The sequence below is a fragment of the Bacillus cereus group sp. BfR-BA-01309 genome (assembly GCF_022664315.1).
Lineage (GTDB): Bacteria > Bacillota > Bacilli > Bacillales > Bacillaceae_G > Bacillus_A > Bacillus_A mobilis.
This window is the reverse complement of record NZ_JAKUHE010000005.1, coordinates 95,695-115,770: the sequence shown is the minus strand read 5'-3', so window position 1 is coordinate 115,770 and position 20,076 is coordinate 95,695. Positions and strand designations below refer to the sequence as shown.

Genomic DNA, 20,076 nt, shown 5'->3' with positions numbered 1-20,076 from the left:
AGACAACGGATGAAAATTGCCTTAATCGCACATGACAAAAAGAAAAATGACATGGTTTCGTTTGCATACGCATATAAACCAATTTTTGAACAACATGAATTATTTGCAACAGGAACGACAGGACTTCGTATTATGGAAGCGACCGGTTTAGTTGTAACAAGGTTTCAATCGGGTCCTCTTGGTGGCGATCAAGAAATTGGTGCAATGATTGCAAAAAATGATATGGATATGGTGATTTTTTTCCGGGATCCACTAACTGCTCAGCCGCATGAACCAGATGTAAATGCATTGCTTCGTCTATGTGATGTATATGCGATTCCACTTGCAACGAATATGGCAAGTGCTGAAATGTTAATGCACGCATTAGAGCGAGGAGATTTAGATTACCGCAAGTTAAGAAAATGAGGGGAACAATTATGAGTGGATTACATATATTAGCGTTTGGTGCTCATGCCGATGATGTTGAAATCGGCATGGCTGGTACCATTGCTAAATATACGAAACAAGGGTATGAAGCAGGTATTTGTGATTTAACAGAAGCTGATCTTTCTTCTAATGGAACGATAGAGTTGAGAAAAGAAGAAGCAAAGGCGGCAGCTCGTATAATGGGAGTAAAAACGAGACTGAATTTAGCGATGCCAGACCGTGGTTTGTATATGAAAGAAGAGTATATACGTGAAATTGTAAAGGTGATTCGTACATATAAACCAAAACTAGTTTTTGCACCGTATTATGAAGATCGTCATCCAGATCATGCAAATTGTGCAAAACTTGTGGAAGAAGCTATTTTTTCAGCGGGAATTCGTAAATATATGCCAGAGGTTCCACCACATCGTGTAGAGTCTTTTTATCATTATATGATTAATGGTTTTCATAAACCGAATTTTTGTATAGATATAAGTGAGTACCTTTCTATAAAAGTGGAAGCATTAGAAGCATATGAAAGTCAGTTTTCAACAGGGAGCGATGGTGTGAAAACGCCGTTAACAGAAGGTTATGTTGAAACTGTGGTTGCTCGTGAGAAAATGTTTGGAAAAGAAGTTGGAGTTTTATATGCCGAGGGATTTATGAGTAAGAAACCGGTTTTATTACATGCTGATTTAATAGGGGGATGTAAATGAAATTAAAAATAGGTATTACATGTTATCCTTCTGTAGGTGGTTCTGGAGTTGTTGGAACAGAATTAGGAAAGCAATTAGCGGAACGCGGGCATGAAATTCATTTTATTACATCGGGTTTACCATTCCGGTTAAACAAAGTGTATCCAAACATTTATTTTCATGAAGTGACGGTAAATCAATACTCTGTATTTCAATATCCACCATACGATTTAGCATTAGCGAGTAAAATGGCAGAAGTTGCACAAAGAGAAAACTTAGACATTTTACATGTGCATTACGCAATACCACATGCAATTTGTGCTTATTTAGCAAAACAAATGATTGGAGAGCGTATTAAAATTGTTACAACCTTACATGGAACAGATATTACTGTGTTAGGTTCCGACCCTTCGCTAAATAATTTAATTCGTTTTGGTATTGAGCAATCTGATGTTGTGACGGCTGTCTCGCATTCATTAATTAACGAAACGCATGAGCTTGTAAAACCAAATAAAGACATTCAAACGGTGTATAACTTTATAGACGAACGTGTATATTTCAAGCGTGATATGTCTCAATTAAAGAAAGAATACGGTATAAGTGAGAGTGAAAAGATATTAATTCACATTTCAAATTTCCGTAAAGTGAAACGCGTGCAAGATGTTGTTCAGGCATTTGCTAAAATTGTTACAGAAGTAGATGCGAAGTTGCTTCTTGTTGGAGATGGACCAGAATTTTGCACGATTTTACAGTTAGTGAAAAATCTACATATTGAAGAGCGCGTCTTATTCTTAGGGAAGCAAGATAATGTTGCAGAGCTACTTGCGATGAGTGATTTAATGTTGCTTCTATCAGAGAAGGAAAGTTTTGGTCTTGTTTTATTAGAAGCGATGGCGTGTGGTGTACCTTGTATCGGAACAAGGGTTGGAGGTATTCCAGAAGTCATTCAACATGGTGAAACAGGATATTTATGTGAAGTTGGCAATCCAGCAGGAGTGGCAAATCAAGCCATTCAGCTATTAAAGGATGAAGAACTTCACCGTAATATGGGAGAGCGAGCAAGAGCAAGTGTTTACGAGCAGTTTCGCTCTGAAAAAATCGTCTCACAATATGAAACGATTTACTATGATGTGCTAAGGGATGACAAAAATGAAAAGATTTAAAAAAGCTAGTTCTATTATTGAGACCTTAAAGCAACAAGGACATGAGGCCTACTTTGTCGGTGGAAGCGTACGAGATCTTATTATCGATAGGCCGATTGGAGATATTGATATTGCGACATCTGCTTTACCAGAAGAAGTGATGGCTATATTTCCAAGACATGTTCCTGTTGGTCTTGAGCATGGAACTGTAATTGTGGTAGAAAATGGTGAACCTTATGAGGTAACCACTTTTCGAACAGAGAGCGAATATGAAGATTTTCGAAGACCTAGTAGTGTTCAATTTGTTCGTTCATTAGAAGAGGATTTAAAACGTCGTGATTTCACAATGAATGCAATTGCGATGACAGAAGAAGGCGAAATGGTTGATTTATTTGCTGGACAGGAAGCGATTCAAAAGAGAGAAATTGTGACAGTTGGCAATGCTGCGGATCGTTTTCAAGAAGACGCCCTGCGAATGATGCGTGGTATTCGTTTCGTAAGTACGTTAGGCTTTTCTTTAGAAATGAAAACGAAACAAGCAATTGAAACATATGGACATTTACTGGAACATATTGCAATTGAGCGAATTACAGTGGAATTTGAGAAACTGTTAACTGGTACATATTGCGTGAAGGGCTTGCAAGAATTAGTAGAAACGAAGCTATTTTCTCATCTGCCATATTTACAAATGTCAGATGAGAGATTATTAAAAGCTACGCAGTATAACTGGGATTCTTTTGAAACGGACATTGAGGCATGGGCATTCTTCTTATATTGTATCGGAGAAGAGCATCCATCTGTCTTTTTACGTCAATGGAAGTTTTCGAATAAAAAAATAAAAGATATCGTCGCAGTTTTATTAGCAATTCGTACGAGAAAGGAGAAGGATTGGGATACAGTCCTTCTTTATAAAACGGGACTTCATATCGCTGAAATGGCAGAAAGAGTATATGAAGCGATGATTGAAAGCTATGATCATACATCTGTTAAACGAGTAAAAATGTTGTTTGAAGCATTGCCAATCAAGAGTCGTCAAGAAATGAATGTGACTGGGAATGATTTATTAAACTGGGCAAATAAAAAGCCCGGTCCGTGGGTTGCTGAAATAATTCAAAAAATTGAGGAAGCAATCGTACAAGGAAACGTAGTTAATGAGAAAGAGTGTATAAGGGAGTGGCTGCAAGAATGCAATCTACTATAAGAAAGCAGTTATTGCAAGTTTTTTCGGAAGCGGATGGCGCGTTTGTATCTGGCCAAACGATTAGTGATAAACTTGGTTGTTCAAGAACCGCTGTGTGGAAACATATGGAGGACCTTCGGAATGAGGGATATGAACTTGAAGCTGTGCGTCGATTAGGTTATCGCATTGCGGGTAAGCCAGACAAAGTAACTGCTAATGAAATTCAGTTAGGGTTACAAACGAAACATATTGGTAGAACGGTATATTTTGAAGAATCTGTTGAATCTACGCAGCACATTGCAGCAAAACTTGCTTATGAAGGCGCAGAAGAAGGAACCATTGTTGTGGCAGAAGAACAAACGTCGGGCAGAGGTCGTTTAAGTAGGAAATGGTATTCACCAAAAGGAACAGGAATTTGGATGAGTATTATTTTACGTCCATCAATCCCGGTTCATCATGCACCACAACTTACTTTGTTAGCGGCTGTTAGCGTTGCACAAGCAATTGAAAAGTGCACGGGTGTAAACGTAGGAATAAAATGGCCAAATGATATTTTAATTCAAGGTAAAAAGGCTGTAGGTATATTAACAGAAATGCAGGCGGATCCTGATAAAATTAATGCTGTCATTATGGGTATTGGTATTAATGCGAATCAAAAGCAAGAACATTTTGATGAGGAAATTCAGCATATTGCTACTTCTTTAGCGATTGAGTCCGGTAAGCCAATTGTTCGTGCAGAGCTTATGCAACAAATCTTTTTACAACTAGAAAAATTATATGAAGAGTATTTACAAAATGGTTTCTCTGTTATTAAAATTCTTTGGGAAAGTTACGCTGTTAGCATCGGGAAAGAAATTACCGCTCGAACGATGAGAGAGACAATTATAGGGGTAGCAAAAGGAATTACAGAGGATGGTGTATTACTTCTGGAGGATCATGAAGGGAAAGTACATCACATTCATTCTGCGGATATCGAAATTAAGTAAAAGAAGTTCCTTTTTGGAACTTCTTTTTATCCCGCTTTAATGGGCAGTAAGACCCCCACCTCAAAATGCAGCGAAAGCAAAGAAGTTAGGTGGGGGATCAACTGCCCATAAAAGTCCGATTGGTTCAACTAATAATCAGTGGGGGATGAAGAAAACCCCCACTGATTAAAGTTTCACTTTATTTGACTATTACTTTGCCTTCCATTCCTTTAAGAAGATGGTACCGGCATATTAATTCATATGTACCAGTATTTTTAGGTTTCACGGTAATATTTTTTTCTTTTCCTGACTCGACTACGACGTCAATGCCAAGTTTTTTCACTGTAAAGGTGTGCTCATTTTTACCTTTGTTTTTTAATAACAATGTTGTTGACTCTTCAATTGGAATCGTGATGACGTTTGGCTGAAAGTAATCATCGTTTAATTCAACTTCAATTACTTTCGTTGAATCGATAGGTTGTGTTACGACGTTAACTGAGGCAAATGCATGGAAGGAGCTAAAAGTTATCATCCCTGCAATCATCACAGGCAGAACGGTGAATCGAAATAACCATTTGTTCATAGACATTCGCAATTCTCCTTTTGTTAAGTATGTTCTTCCATTAACCTGCATCATTAGTTTAAGAGTTATACGGGGCTTAAACAAAGGTTTACCTTTCTATGATTGAGTTATTTATAAAAATTTCACATACCGTAATGAGAATAAAAAATTATTTTTTCGAAAAAATGTAGTAATTCCTTTTTGGAGTTTGCTATAATTAGTTCGAATGTGGGCAGTATCAGAGCGAACTGCACCATGATTCGAAGCAATCCGAAAAAATAATAACTTGGATTCTGCCTTGATCCAATAATGGACTGGGACAGAGGGATGAATAATGCCGACTAACACACAACCCTTCTGCCCTTTTATGGCCAGAGGGGTTTTTTATATGATTTCGGCCATCTCCTCTCTCCTGCATAAAGGAGGAGTAGTTTTTGAAAACAAAAACAGATTTTTTGAAGATGAAAGAGCAAGGTGAGCCGATTACGATGCTAACGGCGTATGATTATCCATCTGCTAAATTAGCAGAAGAAGCTGAAGTTGATATGATTCTAGTTGGAGATTCCCTTGGGATGGTGGTGCTCGGATACGATTCAACAGTACCTGTAACAGTAGAGGATATGATTCATCATACGAAAGCTGTACGCCGAGGAGCGAAAGAGACGTTTATTGTAACTGATATGCCATTTATGTCGTATCATGTGTCGCCTCAAGATACGATGGTGAATGCACGCCGCATTGTTCAAGAGAGTGGTGCTCATGCACTGAAGGTAGAAGGTGCAGGGGAAGTAGTATCAACAATTCATTACTTGACGAACGCGGGAATTCCTGTCGTGGCGCACTTAGGCTTAACTCCTCAATCTGTAGGAGTACTAGGTGGGTATAAAGTACAAGGAAAAGATGCTGAAAGTGCAAAAAAATTAATAGAAGATGCGAAGAGATGTGAGGAAGCTGGTGCGATAGCGCTTGTGCTAGAATGTGTGCCAATGCAATTAGCAGAATTAATTTCGAAGCAACTAACAATTCCAACGATTGGAATTGGAGCAGGGAAAAAAGTAGATGGGCAAGTACTTGTTTATCATGATCTTATCTCATACGGTGTAAATCGTGTTCCGAAATTTGTGAAGCAATATACGTCTGTTCAAGAGGAGATTGTGCGGGGGATTTCACAATACGTTACGGAAGTAAAGACAGGGCAATTTCCAGAAGAAAAACATTCATTCACAATGAAAGAGGAAGAATGCTTAGCGTTATACGGAGGAAAACAATAATGAAAATTGTAACTACAGTGCAAGAGATGCAGCAAATTACAAACGAACTGCATGCAAGTGGAAAAAGTATTGGTTTTGTTCCAACGATGGGTTATTTACATGAAGGTCATGCGACTTTATTACGTAAGGCAAGAGCAGAAAATGAAATTGTAGTTTTAAGCGTGTTTGTCAATCCGCTACAGTTTGGCCCGAATGAAGATTTAGATCGATACCCTCGTGATATTGATAGAGATGAAAATGTAGCAAAAGAAAACGGTGTAGATTATTTATTTTATCCGAGTGTAGAAGAAATGTATCCAGCAGAGCAAACGACAACAGTAGCAGTTGTGAAGCGTACCGATGTATTATGTGGCAAACAAAGACCTGGTCATTTTGCTGGAGTTGCGACTGTGCTAATGAAACTATTTAATATTACATTGCCAACGCGTGCTTATTTCGGTATGAAAGATGCACAGCAAGTTGCTGTCATTGAAGGATTTGTCTCTGATTTTAATATTCCGGTTACGATCGTACCAGTGGATATTGTAAGGGAAGAAGATGGATTAGCGAAAAGTTCTCGTAACGTGTATTTATCACAAGAAGAGCGTGAAGAGGCTCCTCAATTATATCGCAGTCTATGTATAGCGAAAGAAAAAATTGAAGCAGGCGAACGGAATGCAGAAATCATTACAACTCTTGTGAAAGAGTATATTGAGACATATACGAAAGGCACTGTAGATTATGCTGATTTATATGCTTATCCTTCACTACAAGTAATAGATAAAATTGAAGGACGAATCATTTTAGCAATTGCAGTTAAATTTGAGAATGTACGATTAATTGACAATATAACAGTAACGGTTAAATAAGGGGGAGCATCTATGTTTCGCACAATGATGAGAGCGAAGTTACATCGCGCAACAGTAACAGAAGCAAATTTAAACTATGTAGGTAGTATTACAATTGATGAAGATTTAATGGATGCAGTAAATATTGTAGAAAATGAAAAAGTACAAATCGTAAATAACAATAATGGTGCGCGCTTAGAGACATATGTTATTAAGGGCGAACGTGGTAGCGGTGTTGTTTGTTTAAATGGTGCGGCTGCAAGGCTTGTACAGCCAGGGGATAAAGTTATTATCATTTGCTACGGTTTAGTGGCAGAAGGAAATATTCATAAACAAGCGCCGAAAATTGCAGTATTAGACGATGAGAATCAAATTATTGAAATGTTAGGTGCTGAAAAAGCGGGTACGATATTATAAGTAAGAAGGCTATCTCTATTACAGAGATAGCTTTTTTGTGCATCTTTTCATTAAGATGAGATAAAACGTGGTATAGTAACATTATATAATTTTGTGTTTGATAGGTAAGAAATTGAGGTGTTACATATATGAGTAAGCGTTATGTCGTTGTGGATTTAGAGACGACAGGGAACTCCTGGAAGGATGGGAAGGATAAAATTACCCAAATTGCAGCTGTTGTAGTGGAAGATGGAGAGATATTAGAGATTTTCTCATCTTTTATTAATCCGAAGAGAGAGATTCCGCCATTTATTACAGAACTAACAGGGATTGATGAGAGTATGGTTAAGCAAGCCCCGTTATTTCAAGATGTAGCCCCGATGGTTGTTGAGCTATTACAAGGTGCAGCTTTCGTTGCACATAACGTTCACTTTGATTGGAATTTTTTAACGGAAGAATTAAGGCAGGCTGGATATACAGAAGTACATTGTCCTAAAGTTGATACAGTTGAGTTGGCGCAAATTCTTTTGCCGACGGCTGATAGTTATAAATTACGTGATTTAGCTAAACAACATGAACTAGAGCACGATCAACCGCATCGTGCGGATAGTGATGCTCTTGCAACAGCGGAATTGTTTTTACAATTTTTAAATGAAATTGAAAAGTTACCACTTGTCACCTTGCAATCGCTCTACGAATTAAGTGATGTTTTTCAAAGTGATATAGCGGATGTACTTTCTGAAAATATTTTAAAGAAAATGATGCATGGTAAAAAAGCGGCAGAGGGGTATGAAGTGTATCGAAATATTGCGCTTCGAAAGCGTAATTATTCTTTAAATCTCAGTGAAACATGTTCATCTAAATTTGATGCTTTCTTGCATAAGACAATCGATAAACTTGAAGTGAATATGCCAAAGTTTGAAAAAAGAGAAAGCCAACAGATTATGATGAAGGAAATATATACAGCACTAAGAGATTCTAGATTTTCACTAATTGAGGCAGGAACAGGAACAGGTAAGACTCTTGCATATTTACTTCCAAGTATTTATTTTGCAACGAAAAAAGAAGAACCTGTCATCATTAGTACCCACACAGTACAATTGCAACAACAAATTTTAGAAAAAGAAATTCCATTATTACAGAAAATAATGCCATTTTCATTTGAAGTAGCTCTTTTGAAAGGAAGAAAGCATTATCTTTGTCTACATAAATTTGAATATGCTTTGCAAGAGGAAGAGAAAAATTATGATATGGCGCTCACAAAGGCAAAAATTTTGGTGTGGTTATTGCAAACAGAAACTGGCGATCGTGATGAGTTAAATATTCCTGAGGGCGGAAAGTTACTTTGGAACCGTATTTGTAGTGATGTACATAGTCCAGGCGGGATGCAAAGCAATTGGTATAGCCGTTGTTTTTATCAACGAGCAAAGAATAAAGCATTATTTGCAGATATCGTTATTACAAATCATGCGTTATTATTTCAAGATTTTTCAAGTGAAGAACCACTTTTTGCTTCATGTGAACATATTATCTTTGATGAAGCTCATCATATTGAGGAAGCGGCGAGTAGAACATTAGGTGAACAGTTCTCCTGTATGTATTTCCAGCTAGTTTTATCTCGACTTGGTACGCTAGAAACAGATGATGTACTTTCTAAAGTATATAAAATGATGAAAAAATCAGAGCAAGCCTCTCGTTCAACTTTCCGTATGGTGAGTCATAGTTTAAAGGAATTGAAATTTGATGCGGATGAGCTATTCCAAATGTTACGTGCTTTCATCTTTAAACAAACAAAGCAGGAACAAGGGATAAGCAATATGCCACTCATTTATCGATATAACACGGAAGTAGAGAAAGGTAAGTTATGGGATAGCATTACTGAGTTAACGAATCGTTTTGTATACGATGTAAGAAAATTGTTGACTACACTTGAGAAGCAAGTTGACATATTGCAAAGTAAATTAGAATGGGAGATGCATGTTGTTACAGGTGAATTTATGCATTTAATTGAGTTGTTGAGAAAGATGGAACAATCTTTACAATTACTCATTTTAGAAAAAAATTCATACGTGACATGGATGGAGACTGAAACGAAGGGAACAATTCATTCAACGGTTTTATATGCACAGCCTGTTCATATTGGTGAAAGATTTGCGGATGAATTTTTAACACAAAAAAAGAGTGTTATTTTTACATCAGCAACGTTAACAGTAAATGATTCATTTGACTATATAAAAGAGGAGCTAGGTTTACATGATTTTGCTCCAAATACATTACAGGTCCCGTCACCATTCCGTTTTGAAGAACAAATGAAATTAATGGTTTCAACAGATGTGCCGTTTATTAAGCAAGCAAGTAATGAAGAATATATTGAATCTGTGTCGGCACATATTGCAAAAATAGCGAAAGCTACAAAAGGTAGAATGCTCGTTTTATTCACTTCGTATGAAATGTTGAAAGAAGCGTATACGAATTTGAAAAATGATGAGGAATTAGAAGGTTATTTATTATTAACGCAAAGTGTGAATAATAAGAGCCGAAGTCGTCTCATTCGAAAATTTCAAGAGTTCGACAAATCGATTTTGTTAGGAACAAGTAGTTTTTGGGAAGGGATAGATATACCTGGAGATGCCCTTAGTTGTCTTGTTATTGTCCGGCTTCCCTTTACGCCTCCTCATCAACCGATGATGGAAGCAAAAGGAGAGTGGTTAAAAAATCAAGGAGAAGACGTATTTGCTAAGTTAGCACTCCCGCAAGCAATCTTGCGTTTCAAACAAGGATTTGGTCGTCTGATTAGAACAAGCACAGATACCGGAACGGTATTTGTATTAGATCGTCGTTTGACAAGCGCTTCTTATGGGAAACGTTTTTTACAATCAATCCCAACTGTCCCGCTTTATGAAGGCCCTTTAGAAGAATTGTTAGAACAATTAAACGAACGGCCAACTGAATAAAATTGGAAGAAAAATACGCCTGAAGTACATTTAAACTTCAGGCGTAAAAAATGTGGGTAGGAGGAATTTTATTTTTCTTACTTCTTGTATACAAAATGTATTGGTTTTCGACTTGAAACCTTTTTTTGCAGTACATGTCCTGCTATAATAGATGGGTGATGAAGCAGGGGTTGTAAAGAATGTACTCTTATTGTAACCGCATTGCGTTCTTCTATAATTAGAAATTTTTGTGTAACGGAGGAGTTTTTTCATGGATAAGAAAATCGAAGTCCTATCAACGACGCGTCTTAAATATACGTCTGACTTATATAAAGTCGTTGATAGTTTAAATCGTACGTTAAAAGAGCAGGACCTCATGTTCGGATTAGCATTAGACGAAAAAGACAAAGAAACAGCTGTATTTACGATTTACAGAACGTAGTGATACAATGAAAAAGTGGATCTTTGCAATCGTTATCGTAATCGTTGCTAGCGGAATATATGGGGCGTATGTTTATAATAAAGCAATGGAAAAGAAAATCCCTAAAGAGGAAAAATCTGTAGAAATTGCAAAAGAAAAGGCAAAGCTTACAAAAGTAAAATCTGTTGATTATTATAATGGAAATTCTTCATATACAGTCGTACAAGGTGTAGACGAAAAAGGAGAACAAATTATTGTTTGGGTGCCTAATAAAAAAGGGAATGTTCTTGTGAAGAAAAAGAGTGAAGGTATTCCTGAAAAAGAAGCTTTGCAAAAGTTGGCTGAACAAGCTACAGGAAAAGGCGATGAGCCGAAGCCAAAGCCAAAAGAAATTATAAAAGTAAAATTAGGTGCTCAAAACGATATTCCGTTGTGGGAAATTACATATATTGATCAGGAAGATCGTTATACGTATTATTATTTAGAGTTTCAAAATGGGGATTATGCTGGTCACTACAGCATTGAAAAATAGATGTAGGGGGAACTACAAATGAAATTAGCAAAGCGAGTAGCTGCTTTAACACCATCTGCAACTTTAGAAATTACAGCAAAGGCACAAGCATTAAAAGCAGAAGGTCATGATGTAATTGGATTAGGGGCAGGAGAACCTGACTTTAATACGCCAGAACATATTATGGATGCTGCACATAAAGCAATGTTAGAAGGACATACGAAGTATACACCGACAGGTGGATTACAAGCGTTAAAACAAGAAATTATGAAAAAGTTTACACGTGATCAAGGAATTGCGTATGATCCATCTGAAATTATTGTATGTAACGGTGCAAAGCATGCATTATACACATTATTCCAAGTATTACTTGATGAAGGAGATGAAGTTATCATCCCAACGCCTTACTGGGTAAGTTATCCTGAACAAGTAAAGCTTGCTGGTGGTAAACCAGTTTATGTAGAAGGTCAGGAAGACAATGAATACAAAATCACAGCGAAGCAGCTGCGTGAGGCAATTACAGAGAAAACGAAAGCAGTTATTATTAATTCACCGAGCAATCCGACAGGAATGATTTATAGCAAAGAGGAATTACAACAGCTTGGAGAAGTATGTTTAGAGCATGATATTTTAATCGTTTCAGATGAAATTTATGAAAAATTAATTTATGGTGGAGCAGAATATACTTCGATTGCCCAGCTTTCTAATGCATTAAAAGAACAAACACTTATTATTAATGGTGTATCTAAATCTCATTCTATGACAGGATGGCGTATTGGATATGCAGCAGGAAATAAGCAGCTTATTAAAGCGATGACGAACTTAGCGAGTCATAGTACGTCAAACCCTACTTCAATCGCTCAATACGGCGCAATCGCGGCATATGCAGGCTCACAACAACCTGTAGAAACAATGCGTCAAGCATTTGAAGAGAGATTAAACATTATTTATGATAAATTAATTCAAATCCCTGGCTTTACTTGCATTAAACCACAAGGTGCATTTTACTTATTCCCTAATGTAAAAGAAGCTGTAGCTTTATCAGGATATGAAAATGTTGATGATTGGGCAAAAGCTCTATTAGAAGAGGAAAAAGTGGCTCTTGTACCAGGTACAGGATTTGGTGCGCCAAATAACGTTCGTTTATCATATGCGACATCTCTTGAACAAGTAGAGAAAGCATTAGAACGCATTCATACGTTTATGAAAAGTAAAGTGCAAGCTTAATTGTATATTTTAGTAACGCAATACAAAAAACCTTCCTACATAATAGGGAGGTTTTTTTGACGAATTGTGGCAAAAAGAAATAGCGAAAGGTGTGTTATACTAGAGAGCGAGGTGTTTGGTGATGAAAAAGAAAATGATGTTACAGTGGTTTGAGCAGGGAAGCATTGCAATTCCAAAATTACTTATGATGCATTATAAAAAATTAGGGTTAAATGAAATGGAATTTATGGTTGTACTTCATGTACACACATTTTTAGAATCGGGCAATTCGTTTCCGACTCCGTCAGAGATTTCAGAACGGATGACGATTACAGAAATGAAATGTATGGAAGTCATTCAGGCATTGATTCAAAAAGGTTTTTTATCACTAGAAGGTGGACAAAAATCAGAAGCAATGATGTGTGAAAGTTATTCTTTACAACCGCTATGGGAGAAAATATTGCATTTCTTAATGAATGAATCAGTAGAGGAAGAACAAAAAGAAATAAAACAACTGCAAGTAAATTTATATACAGTATTTGAAAAAGAATTTGGAAGACCACTTTCTCCGTTTGAATGTGAAACGTTGGGTATGTGGGAAGATCAAGATCAACATCATCCGAATTTAATTCAAGCGGCCCTCAGGGAAGCTGTAATGAGTGGTAAGCTTAATTTCCGATATATTGATCGTATTTTATTTGAGTGGAAAAAGAATGGTATTAAAACAGTAGATCAAGCCCAAAACCAAGGACGCAAATTTAGATCAAATCAACAACGAACGCAGCAAACGACAAAACAAGAGACGAAATTTACTGGGAAAGTGCCTTTTTATAATTGGTTGGAGCAGTAATGTAGGAGGAAGTATATGTTAAATAAAACGCAAATTCGCTATTGTTTAGACACAATGGCGGATATGTATCCAGAAGCACATTGTGAATTAATTCATGATAATCCGTTTGAATTAGTAATTGCGGTGGCATTATCTGCACAATGTACAGATGCACTTGTAAATAAAGTGACGAAAAATTTATTTCAAAAATATAAAACACCAGAAGATTATTTAAGTGTTTCCCTAGAAGAGTTACAACAAGATATACGTTCTATTGGGTTGTATAGAAATAAAGCAAAAAACATCCAAAAATTGTGCCGAATGTTGCTGGATGATTATGATGGAAAAGTTCCAGAAGATCGTGACGAGCTGACGAAGTTACCAGGAGTAGGGAGAAAAACAGCAAATGTAGTTGTTTCGGTAGCGTATGGCATTCCGGCAATTGCTGTTGATACGCATGTAGAGAGAGTGAGTAAACGGTTAGCGATTTGTAGATGGAAAGATTCGGTGTTAGAAGTAGAAAAGACATTAATGAAGAAAATTCCGATGGATGAATGGAGCGTTACACATCACCGTATGATTTTCTTTGGACGTTATCACTGTAAAGCACAGCGACCACAATGTGAAGAGTGTCGCTTACTAGAAGTATGTCGTGAAGGAAAGAAGCGAATGAAGGGGAAATAAAGGATGGAGCGAGTGATAGAAATACCGAAAGAATTTCGGTGCTTACCATTTTTTAAAGAAAGTATGGATTCGATTACGTATCATACAGAACAATCTTTTGAAGAAATCATACAAAATACTTACTTTATATATGATATGGAAAGACAAGATGAGCCGTGGAATGAAATTGAAAATAGTGTTCCTGTACTGTTGAACGTATGGAAAAGTAAGCATGAAGACATCGCTACACTATTTCGAAACAGAAATAAGCAAGAAGCTGAAGGTCCAATGATTCTTTTTGCGGCACATTTGTTATCGATTGTATATTGGCTAAATGAGCAACCTGTTCATAGTTTGAATGAACTGGAAGCTTATACGAATAATTTAGAAGTACAACCAGTTAATTTTATGGAGCGATATTCGTTCATTATAAAGAAACCGAATAATTATCATTCCTATATTCAGTTAGCGCAGTTGTATATTGAAATAGAAAAGCTATATGTAAAGAAAATGATAACAAAAAAGAAGTCCTTTTCTCGTTAAGAGAAAGGACTTCTTTTTTGTGTTAAAACTCTGTTGTAACAACATTTCCGTCTGCGTGAGGTGTATCTCCTCCGGTATTTTGTTGTTGTTCTTGTTGCTTGTGTTGTTCTTCTTCAGCTTTTTTTCTAGCAGCCTCTTCTTCAGCTTTCTTTCTAGCAGCTTCTTCTTCGGCTTTCTTTCTAGCGGCTTCTTCTTCAGTAGCCTTTTTCTGAGCTTCTTCTTGTTGTTTACGTTGTTGTTCTTGTTGTTTACGCTGTTCTTCAGCAGTCTTTTTCTGAGCTTCTTCTTGTTTTAGTTTATCTTCATTAGCTTTTTTCTTAGCTTCCTCATCAGCTTTTTTCTTAGCTTCTTCGTCAGCCTTCTTCTTAGCCTCTTCTTCAGCTTTCTTCGGATCTGGAGTTCCGCCAGGTGCAGTGAAGGATGCACCAACTGCAGGGCTTGTTCCGTTATCTTTTTTCGCTACTACAGAGAAGCTGTAAGTAACGCCTGGTTTAATACCACCAAGAGTAGCTGTCGTACCACTTATTGATAGGCTACCACTTGAACCGTCAGTCGCTTTATAGCTTGCTGCATACGCATCAACTTCTGCTGGTCCAGACCAGTTTAGTGTAACTGTGCTAGCGCCATCGAAAGCGACATTAAGACCACTAGGTGCATCTACTTTAATTTGTTTAACCGCATCTTTCTTAGCACCTTTTACGTACAATTCACCATATAATTCTTGTACAGAAGAAGGGCGTTCGAAACGAGATTTATCTGTAGCGAATTTGCTCATCATTACTTGGAACATTTGTTGTGCAATTCTAGTATAACGATCACTAATGTAGTTTTCTGGGCCATTTTTTTCGTAACCAGTCCATACTGCCATTGTATATTGCGGTGTATATCCAGCGAACCAGCTATCTCTGTTTGCATCAGCTGGAATACCATATTCTTTTATAACGTCTGCATCAAAGTTTTGTGTTCCTGTTTTACCGGCAACATCAACACCTGAAACGTATGCTGTTGGACCAGTACCGCCAGAACCAGGTTTTACTACGTCACGAAGAACGTCAGTCACCATGTAAGCTGTATAGTCTTGCATCGCACGTTGTTCTTTCGGTTTAAAACTTTTCTTTTTCCCATCTGGGAAGATAACTTCTTTTACGAAGTGCGGTTTATTGTAGTTCCCATCGTTACCAAAGGCTGCATATGCCCCCGCTACTTGTAATGGTGAACTATCGTTACTACCAATTGCTGTTGATTCATACGTTTTGCCGTCTTTAAATGTCATACCCAAACCTTCAGCAAACGCTTGTGACTTAGGAAGGCCAACCGCTTGGGCTGTCTTTAAAGCCGGAATGTTTAATGATTTTTTCAAAGCTTCACGTAGTGAAACGTCACCTTTATAACTATTTGTTGCATTTCGTATTTTTTTACCATCGGAATACGTATACTCTGAGTCATTTAATTGATGGTATGTAGACCATTGTAAATTCTCAATTGCTGGACCGTAGTCGAAAATTGGTTTCATTGTTGAACCAACTTGGCGTTTTAAATCAGTGGCCATATTGTGACCTTTGAAAGTAGACTTACTTTCTTTACGCCCAGCTCCAATTGCGCGAACTTCTCCAGATTGTGTATCCATAAATACGAATGAACCTTGGAATTGATCGTTCGGATACTTAATAAGATTACCATCCATAATTTTATCAGCATAATCTTGAGCATCTTGATCAAGTGTTGTGTGGATCGTTAAACCATCTGAACCGATATTTACATCCGGATATTCTTTTTCAACTTCTTTTACAACAGCATCTAAAAATGCTTGATACTTCATCTCTGTTACTTCTGAAGATGGTTGAAGACCCTCAGTTACAGAGATTTTCATTGCGTTATTCATTTCATCTTTTGTTATATAACCATGTCGATTCATTAATGATAATACGACGTTACGACGTTGTGTAGCTCGTTCAACGTTATCTGGTTTTGTTGGATCATAAATATTAGGACCTTGGGGTAAACCAGCGAGCATTGCAGCTTCATGTAACTGTAAGTCTTTTAAATCTTTGTCATAATATTTTTTGGCTGCTGTTGCAATACCATACGAACGGTTACCTAAGTTAATCTTATTTAAGTACATTTCTAAAATCTCATGCTTAGAGTATTGTTGCTCTAATTTGTAAGATAGGTACCATTCTTGTACTTTTCTCTTTGCAGTTTTGTCCATCGTTAGAAAATAGTTTTTGACTACTTGTTGTGTAATCGTACTACCACCTTGAGATCCGAATCCTCCAGTGACATTTTCCATAACTGCTTTTGTAGTTCGTTTAAAATCAATTCCATTATGATCATAGAAACGTGAATCCTCAGTTGCAAGGAATGCACTTTCAACTACCTTTGGAATTTGATCATACGTAACGTGGGTTCGTTTTTCGGCACCATATTCATAGAAAAAATTCCCATTCTTATCAAGAAACTTTGTTGATAAAGGATTGACAAGTTTTGATTTGTCTAATTTTGGAGCGTCCTTCACCATAACAAAGAAAGCGGAAACGCTAGCTACAAGACCAACGATACCAAGAAGTAGACAACCTATAAGGAACTTTTTAAAAAAGGAGCCTTTTTTCTTTGGTTTTTTCTCTTTATTTGTTTCTTGCTTTTGATTTTTTACATGATTTCGTTCTGTACGAGAACGATAATTATCTGACATTATACTTTCTCCTACCTTTCATTCTCTCCCCCAAAAGTCGAAAAAAGAGCCTTAGTGATGACTCTATCACGAAAAATAAACCGTGTCTAGTACACGGATATAATCAATCCGAGGGTGATAACCGCATGATAATGAAGATCCATGCTCTTCTATTTCTTCTTTCGTAATCGATTTTCGTCCACCAGTATTTTGACGATTCCAAAATGCAATAATATGTTTTGCATCTAATAAATAAAGTTCATCAAAAAGTGTAAATTTAATAATAACAAATGCAATCCCATTATGAGCAATTACTTGCTTCATATGTTCAATTTGATGAAGGTGGAAGTTTTGAAGTGGAAAGCTGGTTTTATTTTTTGTTTCTTTCGCTTCAAAATCGATGTATTTCCCTTTATATACACCGTTGTAATCTGTTGTAGAAGGTTGTTTAAAATACGCTTCTTTTACCACTGCAGCACTTCGAGCGGGGTAATCTACTTTTACAATTTGAAGAGGTGTAGGTTTTTTATGTACGCATGCAATATTATGGGTTAAGTAATATTCATTTGTTTCATTCAATTCCTCTTCAAGGGACATACCTCTATTACTATAAGTATGTTTTTTAATTGGTGTTTTATGAGGTTGTGAAGCTTGATTGTACCGTTTTCCATTTGGGTAACGAATGGTCATAGTGTGTCCACTCCCAACTTGTTAAGAATTACTTACAAAGGTGATTATAACAAAAAATGAAAAAAGATGTGACCTTTTTGAAGAAAGGTATGATGACTAGTTCATGTTTACATGGAATGATTATGAAAAAATTGAACAATATCGTAAAAATATGGTTTGTACAGAAGAAGAGAAAGCAATTGTTTACAACATTAAGAGGGAAATAGAAATAGCTAATATGGACAACATTTCTCGAACACAGTCCTATCAAGAATATTATGTAAGAAATGATGAAATTAGGTGGGCTTTTTTAGCAAGTATGGTCTCAAGAAATGCTGGATGGAATATGACTGATTTAAAAGGGAGGTATTATGCTACTGTTTTACCTCAAACAGTAAAAAAACATTTGTTTCTGACTTATGAAGAAGCGAATTGGATTATTTTTTTAGATGCATTCCCTCAGCTATTGTTATACGAAGAAAGTAAGAGGAGACAAGTACCGCTATTCCACTTGTTACAATATTTCAACGTATCAATTTTTATGGAAAAAGAATGGATTTATTTTTGGGAGAAAAAAGATAGAAGTAGGCTCATGACAGCGCTTATTATAAATGAGCAAAATAAAATTCAAAAACCAGTTATTGAGAATACATATTTTAAAAAACATGTATTTCATACTGCATTTTTTAAATTGCAAGAAATGCTTCATATAAGTGCTGTTATTTTTCCAACCGTTGAAGGGGGGATGTATGGGTTTTCAGTGTATCAATTTGAAACGCTACAAAAGCGTATAGAACTAGGGAAGAAATTAGCGGATTTACTGTTTCATCCGAATTATAAAAGTTTATTCCATAGGTTTGCATTGCAAACTATACACACAGGATCAAGAGCAGACTATGAATGTTTTGTAAGAGAAATTAGAAAATCTTGTACGCCAGCCCTTAGAGAGGTTTATCCTGTCGTTGCACATAAGGAAATAAGCATGAGAGATTGGTTTTGTAGAGATACGGAAAGAAATGAGTTGTTTTTACTGGAAGGGTATAAGGGGGAAGTTGATATAACAGAATGGTATAAAAGAAAGAGGGAGCAAATCTATGTTGCTTCTATTGTAAATCGTTTTGTTAAAAGGATAGGTGAGTTCGTGATATAATAGAAAAGAAGTCCCGTCTTCATTTATGAAGACGGGACTTCTTAATGTGAAGTAATCCTGCCATGTGTGCGAAAAATTTAATCTCAAAACGTAATGAACATAAGAGATTAAGGATGTTTCAGAAATTAGCTTTTTGTAAAAGTGCTAAAGTTTCACTTTATGTAGCAGGGAAGTTTGGACCATCTAACTTTGGATTTCCAGTCTCGGGTTTATTTTGTTTGTTTTGTTTTTTCTTTTTTTCTTTTTTGTTCTTTGCCATTTTCATACACCTCCTTTTTGTATTGTTACCATTTCTATCAATGACATACAAAATGATTTCTTTGACGAATAACAACTAGTTTTGTCATGTGAGCAGGAGTGAGGAATCATTCGGCGAAATTACATGACAAAGGAAAAGCAAAGAAGGGGGCGTTTTGTATATGGCGATGGTTCAGAAGGAAGATGTAATGAAAACAATGGATCAAATGTTAAGTTCTCTCGATTTGCTGGAAATGAATATGGGGATTAGAATGAATCATGCATTGAAGGATAAGAGTGAAAAAATATGCAATAAGATAGAGATAACAGAAATGCATATTGAACATATGGAAAATAAATTAGTGCATCACGAAGAAAAAGGGAATTGGGTGAAGGCATTTCAAAACGTCGTAGTGAGTGCATAATAAGGTGGGAATAAAATGAAATATGAAGCATTAATACAATCTTCAGAAAAACTCATGGAGTATAATAATGAAGCGAATGTGAAAAAAAGAGAAATGATTGAGTACGATTTTTATAAGGATATGAAACCATTTGTAGATAGGGTAGATGAGGAATTAAAGGTGTGGAAAGAATTAGCTTATAAATGGATTAAGGAAGAAAAACCGAAGTATATACATGTACAGCAAATTGATCAAGTGTACGATAATTTACAGACAAATGTATTGCAATGTTTTGTAAATAAAGGTAAAGGTAAGCGATTCTTTGAAACACATCAAGCCATTTCGTATACTTTGCAAAATATAATTGAGCAATGTAAGTAACAAGAGGGGAAACCC

The 20,076-nt window shown here is 36.4% G+C and carries 22 protein-coding genes; 18 read left to right on the top strand and 4 right to left on the bottom strand.

Going from position 1 to position 20,076, the window contains the following annotated elements; genetic code table 11:
* The first annotated feature begins 9 nt into the window (after positions 1-9).
* Genes MR115_RS11555 through MR115_RS11535 form a run of 5 tightly spaced genes read left to right on the top strand, consistent with a single transcriptional unit; the run spans position 10 to position 4,408 of the window.
* A complete protein-coding gene (locus tag MR115_RS11555) occupies positions 10-405 on the top strand; it encodes a methylglyoxal synthase (RefSeq protein WP_000684763.1) in 396 nt (131 codons plus the stop codon).
* A gap of 11 nt (positions 406-416) precedes the next feature.
* Positions 417-1,121 (top strand): bacillithiol biosynthesis deacetylase BshB1, encoded by a 705-nt coding sequence (gene bshB1, locus MR115_RS11550; RefSeq protein WP_242241335.1) that lies wholly within the window; start codon positions 417-419, stop codon positions 1,119-1,121.
* Positions 1,118-2,263, top strand: coding sequence for an N-acetyl-alpha-D-glucosaminyl L-malate synthase BshA (gene bshA, locus MR115_RS11545; protein ID WP_242241334.1), 1,146 nt, complete (start codon positions 1,118-1,120; stop codon positions 2,261-2,263). Before bshB1 ends, bshA begins: the two co-directional genes overlap by 4 nt.
* A complete protein-coding gene (locus MR115_RS11540; RefSeq protein WP_242241332.1) occupies positions 2,250-3,443 on the top strand; it encodes a CCA tRNA nucleotidyltransferase in 1,194 nt (397 codons plus the stop codon). Before bshA ends, MR115_RS11540 begins: the two co-directional genes overlap by 14 nt.
* A complete protein-coding gene (locus MR115_RS11535) occupies positions 3,428-4,408 on the top strand; it encodes a biotin--[acetyl-CoA-carboxylase] ligase (RefSeq protein WP_001192030.1) in 981 nt (326 codons plus the stop codon). The genes MR115_RS11540 and MR115_RS11535 overlap by 16 nt, the downstream gene beginning before the upstream one ends.
* Before the next feature lie 178 nt (positions 4,409-4,586).
* On the opposite strand, the gene MR115_RS11530 is transcribed toward MR115_RS11535, so the two are convergent.
* Positions 4,587-4,976, bottom strand: a complete 390-nt coding sequence (locus tag MR115_RS11530) for a cupredoxin domain-containing protein (protein ID WP_242241330.1) — start codon at positions 4,974-4,976, stop codon at positions 4,587-4,589.
* Positions 4,977-5,383: 407 nt separating this feature from the next.
* Between MR115_RS11530 and panB the strand changes: the two genes are divergently transcribed.
* From panB to MR115_RS11480, 10 genes are all read left to right on the top strand, one after another.
* Positions 5,384-6,220 carry a 3-methyl-2-oxobutanoate hydroxymethyltransferase gene (panB, locus tag MR115_RS11525; protein WP_000853116.1) on the top strand — a complete coding sequence of 279 codons (837 nt, stop codon included), beginning with the start codon at positions 5,384-5,386 and terminating at the stop codon, positions 6,218-6,220.
* Entirely contained in the window at positions 6,220-7,068 is an 849-nt protein-coding gene (gene panC / locus MR115_RS11520; protein WP_242241328.1) for a pantoate--beta-alanine ligase, read from the top strand. Before panB ends, panC begins: the two co-directional genes overlap by 1 nt.
* 12 nt (positions 7,069-7,080) lie before the next feature.
* On the top strand, positions 7,081-7,464 hold the full coding sequence (gene panD / locus MR115_RS11515) for an aspartate 1-decarboxylase (RefSeq protein ID WP_242241326.1): 384 nt from the start codon (positions 7,081-7,083) through the stop codon (positions 7,462-7,464).
* 128 nt (positions 7,465-7,592) lie between these two features.
* Positions 7,593-10,397, top strand: a complete 2,805-nt coding sequence (dinG, locus tag MR115_RS11510; protein WP_242241324.1) for an ATP-dependent DNA helicase DinG — start codon at positions 7,593-7,595, stop codon at positions 10,395-10,397.
* Positions 10,398-10,647: 250 nt separating this feature from the next.
* Positions 10,648-10,818 (top strand): YpmA family protein, encoded by a 171-nt coding sequence (locus MR115_RS11505; protein WP_242241322.1) that lies wholly within the window; start codon positions 10,648-10,650, stop codon positions 10,816-10,818.
* Between the two features lie 7 nt (positions 10,819-10,825).
* The gene (locus tag MR115_RS11500; RefSeq protein WP_242241320.1) at positions 10,826-11,329 is read left to right on the top strand and encodes a cell wall elongation regulator TseB-like domain-containing protein; all 504 of its coding nucleotides are present in this window, start codon (positions 10,826-10,828) and stop codon (positions 11,327-11,329) included.
* 18 nt (positions 11,330-11,347) lie between these two features.
* A complete protein-coding gene (gene aspB, locus MR115_RS11495; protein ID WP_242241317.1) occupies positions 11,348-12,535 on the top strand; it encodes an aspartate transaminase AspB in 1,188 nt (395 codons plus the stop codon).
* Between the two features lie 121 nt (positions 12,536-12,656).
* On the top strand, positions 12,657-13,364 hold the full coding sequence (gene dnaD / locus MR115_RS11490; RefSeq protein WP_242241315.1) for a DNA replication protein DnaD: 708 nt from the start codon (positions 12,657-12,659) through the stop codon (positions 13,362-13,364).
* A gap of 15 nt (positions 13,365-13,379) precedes the next feature.
* Positions 13,380-14,027 (top strand): endonuclease III, encoded by a 648-nt coding sequence (gene nth / locus MR115_RS11485; protein WP_097817821.1) that lies wholly within the window; start codon positions 13,380-13,382, stop codon positions 14,025-14,027.
* A 3-nt stretch (positions 14,028-14,030) separates the two neighbouring features.
* The gene (locus tag MR115_RS11480) at positions 14,031-14,549 is read left to right on the top strand and encodes a YpoC family protein (protein WP_242241313.1); all 519 of its coding nucleotides are present in this window, start codon (positions 14,031-14,033) and stop codon (positions 14,547-14,549) included.
* A 22-nt stretch (positions 14,550-14,571) separates the two neighbouring features.
* Here the strand turns inward: MR115_RS11480 and MR115_RS11475 are convergent, their stop codons facing one another.
* Both MR115_RS11475 and recU read right to left on the bottom strand, forming a co-directional pair.
* Positions 14,572-17,241 carry a PBP1A family penicillin-binding protein gene (locus tag MR115_RS11475; RefSeq protein ID WP_242241310.1) on the bottom strand — a complete coding sequence of 890 codons (2,670 nt, stop codon included), beginning with the start codon at positions 17,239-17,241 and terminating at the stop codon, positions 14,572-14,574.
* Positions 17,242-17,307: 66 nt separating this feature from the next.
* On the bottom strand, positions 17,308-17,910 hold the full coding sequence (gene recU / locus MR115_RS11470; RefSeq protein ID WP_242241308.1) for a Holliday junction resolvase RecU: 603 nt from the start codon (positions 17,908-17,910) through the stop codon (positions 17,308-17,310).
* A gap of 103 nt (positions 17,911-18,013) precedes the next feature.
* On the opposite strand from recU, the gene MR115_RS11465 reads away from it, so the two are divergent.
* Complete coding sequence (locus tag MR115_RS11465; RefSeq protein ID WP_242241306.1) at positions 18,014-19,039, top strand: DUF2515 domain-containing protein; 1,026 nt, start codon at positions 18,014-18,016, stop codon at positions 19,037-19,039.
* Between the two features lie 157 nt (positions 19,040-19,196).
* On the opposite strand, the gene MR115_RS11460 is transcribed toward MR115_RS11465, so the two are convergent.
* Positions 19,197-19,373 (bottom strand): phage portal protein, encoded by a 177-nt coding sequence (locus tag MR115_RS11460; RefSeq protein ID WP_242241304.1) that lies wholly within the window; start codon positions 19,371-19,373, stop codon positions 19,197-19,199.
* Positions 19,374-19,458: 85 nt separating this feature from the next.
* Here MR115_RS11460 and MR115_RS11455 point away from each other — a divergent pair, with 85 nt between their 5' ends.
* Both MR115_RS11455 and MR115_RS11450 read left to right on the top strand, forming a co-directional pair.
* On the top strand, positions 19,459-19,701 hold the full coding sequence (locus tag MR115_RS11455) for a hypothetical protein (protein WP_063263228.1): 243 nt from the start codon (positions 19,459-19,461) through the stop codon (positions 19,699-19,701).
* Between the two features lie 15 nt (positions 19,702-19,716).
* Positions 19,717-20,061, top strand: a complete 345-nt coding sequence (locus MR115_RS11450; protein ID WP_242241302.1) for a YppE family protein — start codon at positions 19,717-19,719, stop codon at positions 20,059-20,061.
* Positions 20,062-20,076 lie beyond the last annotated feature (15 nt).